The 4,915-nt window shown below is 39.2% G+C and carries 4 protein-coding genes and 1 tRNA gene; 3 read left to right on the top strand and 2 right to left on the bottom strand.

Going from position 1 to position 4,915, the window contains the following annotated elements:
- Window positions 1-174: 174 nt before the first annotated feature.
- The gene (locus L2735_RS19725; RefSeq protein WP_248986294.1) at window positions 175-1,056 is read right to left on the bottom strand and encodes a 1,4-dihydroxy-2-naphthoate polyprenyltransferase; all 882 of its coding nucleotides are present in this window, start codon (window positions 1,054-1,056) and stop codon (window positions 175-177) included.
- A gap of 235 nt (window positions 1,057-1,291) precedes the next feature.
- Between L2735_RS19725 and tesB the strand changes: the two genes are divergently transcribed.
- From tesB to L2735_RS19710, 3 genes are all read left to right on the top strand, one after another.
- Complete coding sequence (gene tesB / locus L2735_RS19720; protein WP_248986293.1) at window positions 1,292-2,155, top strand: acyl-CoA thioesterase II; 864 nt, start codon at window positions 1,292-1,294, stop codon at window positions 2,153-2,155.
- A 5-nt stretch (window positions 2,156-2,160) separates the two neighbouring features.
- Entirely contained in the window at window positions 2,161-2,556 is a 396-nt protein-coding gene (locus L2735_RS19715) for a YbaY family lipoprotein (protein WP_248986292.1), read from the top strand.
- Between the two features lie 172 nt (window positions 2,557-2,728).
- Window positions 2,729-3,970 carry an MFS transporter gene (locus L2735_RS19710; protein WP_248986295.1) on the top strand — a complete coding sequence of 414 codons (1,242 nt, stop codon included), beginning with the start codon at window positions 2,729-2,731 and terminating at the stop codon, window positions 3,968-3,970.
- A gap of 836 nt (window positions 3,971-4,806) precedes the next feature.
- Here L2735_RS19710 and L2735_RS19705 read toward each other — a convergent pair.
- A tRNA-Glu gene (locus L2735_RS19705) sits at window positions 4,807-4,882 on the bottom strand.
- Between the last annotated feature and the right edge of the window lie 33 nt (window positions 4,883-4,915).

Below are 4,915 nucleotides of genomic sequence, written 5' to 3'. Positions count from 1 at the left end.
CCAACAATATTGCTCAAGATGTGTTTTTAAATAAACGTCGTGAAATGCGTATAAACCAATAAAATAAAACCCCCACTTAAAAAAAGTGGGGGTTTGTCATTAATCTGAGGCTTCCTTAGGAAGCCTTTTTATTTTTTATAGAGGTAAGTTATTCAGTTAAGTTATTCAGTTAAGTTAATAAGTTAAGCTAAAGATTAAGCCAATGCTGAACAAGAGGCTAAAAATCATGGTTAATTTAGCTGTACGGCCAAGAATAGGGTTAAGGGCCTCTCCACTGGTATGGCTAAACTCACCGCTAAGCTGACGAGCATAAACTAATGCAAGGCCCGCAAGTAATACCGGTATTCCTGGTAAAGCTCCCATCAAGAAACCACCGATGATAATGCCAAACGGTAAATATACTAATGCTTGATAAAGTACCCTAGCTTGCGCCTGACCAATTCTAACAGCGAGAGTATGTTTGCTTGCTTTGGTATCAGTTTGAATGTCGCGGGTGTTGTTAACTAGCATAATAGCTGCGTTAAACAAACCAATAGCACTACCTAGTAGCCAAGCGCTGGCGCTGGTATCACCGGCTTGAATGTAATAACTGCCAACCACTGCGACTAGCCCGAAAAAAATAAACGCTGCGACTTCACCCAAACCATGTGATGCAAGTGGATAAGGGCCACCGCTGTAGCAAACAGCGCCTAATAAAGCCGCTACTGCTAAAATGGCGATTGGCCAACCGCCGTGAACAATCAGTGCCGTACCGACGAGTAATGCAAGTACAAGACATATCACCATGGCATTACGAACGCTATTAGGTGAAATCATCCCACTTTGAGTCACACGAACAGGGCCCACTCGTTCTTCGGTATCAATGCCGTTTTTAAAGTCAAAGTAATCATTCGCTAAGTTAACGGCAATTTGTAATAAAATTGCACATAACATAGAGATACAAGCAATAGTAAAACTGAACTGTTCTAGATGTAGGGCTAAAATATTACCCACTAATAATGGACCAATGGCAGCAGGTAAGGTGCGTGGTCGAATCGCTAAAATCCAAGATTGCATATAGTTAAGGCTTCAAGATGTAGAGTTAATTTAGGATTGCCTAATAGCATAGCAATTTTTTATGATTAAGTACGAGCTTGTGATCGCGCAATTAGGTAAAAAGTTATTGTTATTTGTGCTAATTTTTAGTGGTTTTTGTTTATATATGCGTAAATTTAAGAATATTTTTACGATTGATGTGTCGTTCTAAGGTAACCTTAGACTATTAGTTTGCTTGAACAGCGTTAGGATATTTATGAGTCAGGTATTAAACGATTTACTTTCATTACTTTCATTAGAGCAGATAGAGCTAGGACTGTTTCGTGGTCAAAGTCAGGATTTAGGCTTTGGTCATGTTTTTGGTGGTCAGGTGATGGGCCAAGCATTAAGTGCCGCTAAGCAAACTGTCAGCGAAGATAGACACGTCCATTCATTACACTCTTATTTTTTAAGAGCGGGCGATGAGAAACTACCGATTGTTTATGATGTTGAGAATATGCGTGATGGCGGCAGCTTTAGCGCCAGAAGAGTCAAAGCTATTCAAAAAGGTCGTCCTATATTTTATATGACGTGTTCTTTTCAAACTCCTGAAGAAGGATTTGAACATCAAGCTACGATGCCGCAAGTGCCTGGACCTGAAGGCTTGCTTAACCAACAAGAACTAGCACTGACAATGCGAGATAAAGTGCCAGTGAAAATGTTAGAAAAGTTCATGGCTGACTCTCCGATTGAAATGCGCTTAGTTAACCCTGTTCATCCGATTGCGCCAGATTCAACTGAGCCTAAGCGTTACACATGGATGCGTGCTAGCGGCAATATTCCAAGCGACCATAGCGTACAGGAGTATTTACTCGCTTATGCTTCTGATTTTAACTTTTTAGTCACAGCCGCACAGCCCCACGGCGTATCATTCTTGACTCCCGGCATGAGAATGGCAACGATAGATCATGCTATGTGGTTCCATAGACCGTTTAATTTTTCAGACTGGTTGCTTTATAGTGTTGAAAGTACCAATGCCAGCGGTGGCCGCGGTTTTGTGAAAGGGCAGTTTTTTGATCAGCAAGGGCGTTTAGTTGCATCTGCAACACAAGAAGGCCTGTTAAGAATGACGAAAGGGTAATGAGTATGAATTATAGTTTAAAGGCAATGATATTTGGGGTGGTGACTTTAATGCTGACAGCATGCGTCACTGTAACTCCTGATGAGCCGATTGTGATTAATGGTTATGCAGGTTATTTAGAAAAAATAACGCTTCCCGCCGGTTGTAGAATTGATATTGCGATTATTGATTTGAACACGCCAGGCTTGATTATCTCACAGAAAAATTTTGATATCGCAAGGGCCCCAGTGCCATTTAAATTTACTTTACCTCATGACAGTATTAACGATGATATCGACTACGGTGTTGTAGCAATGATTTCATATCAAGGCAAAGTTATTTTCCAAACTTACGATAAGTTCCCTGTGATAAATAATGATAAATTCACAACTGAAGTTATCATGAAAAAGGTTGACCGTTAACTCTGCTGTTTAAAGCTTAACTTAATCAAGTTATTGCAATTACGTCTTAATTTTATTCTTTGGAATTAAGACGTAACTCACATCTTCAAATATCGTTAATTGCATGTGCAGCTTAACAAGTAATAATCAAACTTCATTTCTCTTTATAATCGAGGCTTAAGTTGTGCCTGATTTGCGTGCTAATGCTGTGAGTGAACTCGAACAATCTCGATCTGAGCTTCGCCTCATCTGGGCTTTGTGTTTAGCCTCTATCGTTGTCTATATCAATCTTTATGCTGTACAGGGTATGTTGCCCTCCATAGCTGAACATTTTCATGTGAGTGGTGCCAAAGCAACGCTTATTCTTTCTGTTACAAGCTTTTCTTTGGCTTTTTCATTATTAATCTATGCCGTTATTTCTGACCGAGTCGGCCGCCTAGCTCCTATCATGGTGAGCCTGTGGTTATTAGTGGCTTCAAATATTTTACTGATATTTGCGCAAGATTTTGATGCTTTACTCATGGTGAGATTGTTACAAGGGGTCTTATTAGCTGCAGTGCCTGCAATTGCTATGGCATATTTTAAAGAGCAATTACCGGCAAACTTTTTACTTAAAGCTGCTGGAATTTATATTATGGCCAATAGCTTAGGGGGAATTGGTGGCAGATTGATGGGTGGTTTATTGTCACAATACTGCACTTGGGAGCAAGCCATGACAGTAAACTTTGCCGTCACCTTATTAGGTATCTCAATTGTCACCTACCTTCTACCAAGACGAGAGCTAAAAGCTGAGAAAACTCAAAGTTCCATCGGTATGATTGCGAAAATCAAGCAGGATGTTGGTGGCTTTGTTTACCATTTAACAGATCATCAAATGCGCTTGGTTTACGTCATTGGTGGACTTGCTTTCATGATGATGGTGAATCAATTTAGCTTTATCCAGCTTCACTTAATGGATGAACCGTATAACTTTAGCCGTTTTGCCGCCACGTTGATTTTTCTGTGTTATTTAAGCGGCACGCTAACGTCATATTTCTCGGCTAAGTGGGTCGTGAAGTTCGGTGCTTTACGTTTATTTAAAGGGGCGTTGCTGGTAATGCTATTAGGCACTTTGTTAACCCTGATGGATAACTTAGCGGCAATAACTATCGGTTTTCTTTTTACGGCAAGTGGTTTTTTCTTAACCCATAGTTGTTGTAACTCATTTGTGGCCATCAGAGCGTCGACACACCGTGCGAAAGCAACTTCTTTATATCTTTGCAGTTATTACTTAGGAGCATCGCTTGGAGGGCCTTATTTGATGATTTTTTGGCACAAATTGGAGTGGCAAGGGGTAGTTATCGGATCTTGCGGGTTATTAGCTTTGTTATCTGTGGCAATCATAAGGCTAACTTACCATCAGGCAAAAACCATCGAACTAGAAAAGAGCGCATAAACTCACTATTGAATATAGAGTTAAAGCTAAATGAATATAAGAGGCCGTTGGCCTCTTTTTTTATATCTTTTTGTGATTAATTCTTTTATCAACTTTTTATGAGTGCTTATAGTGTGGATTACCTTATGAGAAATAGTATTTAGTAGTTGAATGCTAATTTGAGTAAAGAGTCGAGTGTCTTGTGGAGCGATTGATATGAATAAACAGATCCTAACTTTAAGTTTGGGGCTAACAGTATAATATCCATTTTTTACAGCTTGAATAAAGGCATTTTTAAAATTTCAGCATTGAAAAGCGAGAAGCTAAATTTGTTAGGCATTAATTTTGATAAAAATTAAAACCGAGCACAGAAGGACTTAAACAAACGACAACTCATTAAGCCTAGCCTATAAGCGACTCATGCTTTATAGACTCGTATATGACTTATGTAGTTCACTGACAACGTATACCAATCAGCATAAGAATATGATCATTCTTAGTGGTTGAAATCGCTTATAACTTCGTTAGAAATTTTGTAGGTAGAGCAACTAGCTAGCTGCAATTCCTGCCTTGTTCTAAGCGATTTTTCCTACGCAATATCTGAGCACTTATTTATCCCGATTAGTATTAGTTAATGCAGATCTGGAATTGAAATTAGGTAAGTAATAGGTAATCAATCGCAGCTTGATTAGAGGTGATATCTGATTTAATGATTTGTATTAAGTGGTAAGCGCAGAGAAAAGGAAGCAATAGATAAATTTTAGATATAAAAAAACCACAATTAAGTGGCTTTAATAACTTTTTAAACTATGTCGTTATAAAAGTAAGTCTTTATAAGACAAAGCTAAAAAAGAAAGTGGTATCCCCTAGGGGATTCGAACCCCTGTTACCGCCGTGAAAGGGCGGTGTCCTAGGCCTCTAGACGAAGGGGACCCGGACTGCATTAGACTCTGCAAAGAGTGAATA

The sequence above is a fragment of the Shewanella olleyana genome (genome assembly GCF_023283825.1).
GTDB lineage: Bacteria > Pseudomonadota > Gammaproteobacteria > Enterobacterales > Shewanellaceae > Shewanella > Shewanella olleyana.
Note: the sequence above shows the minus strand (reverse complement) of the source record. Positions and strands in the feature narration are given on the sequence as shown.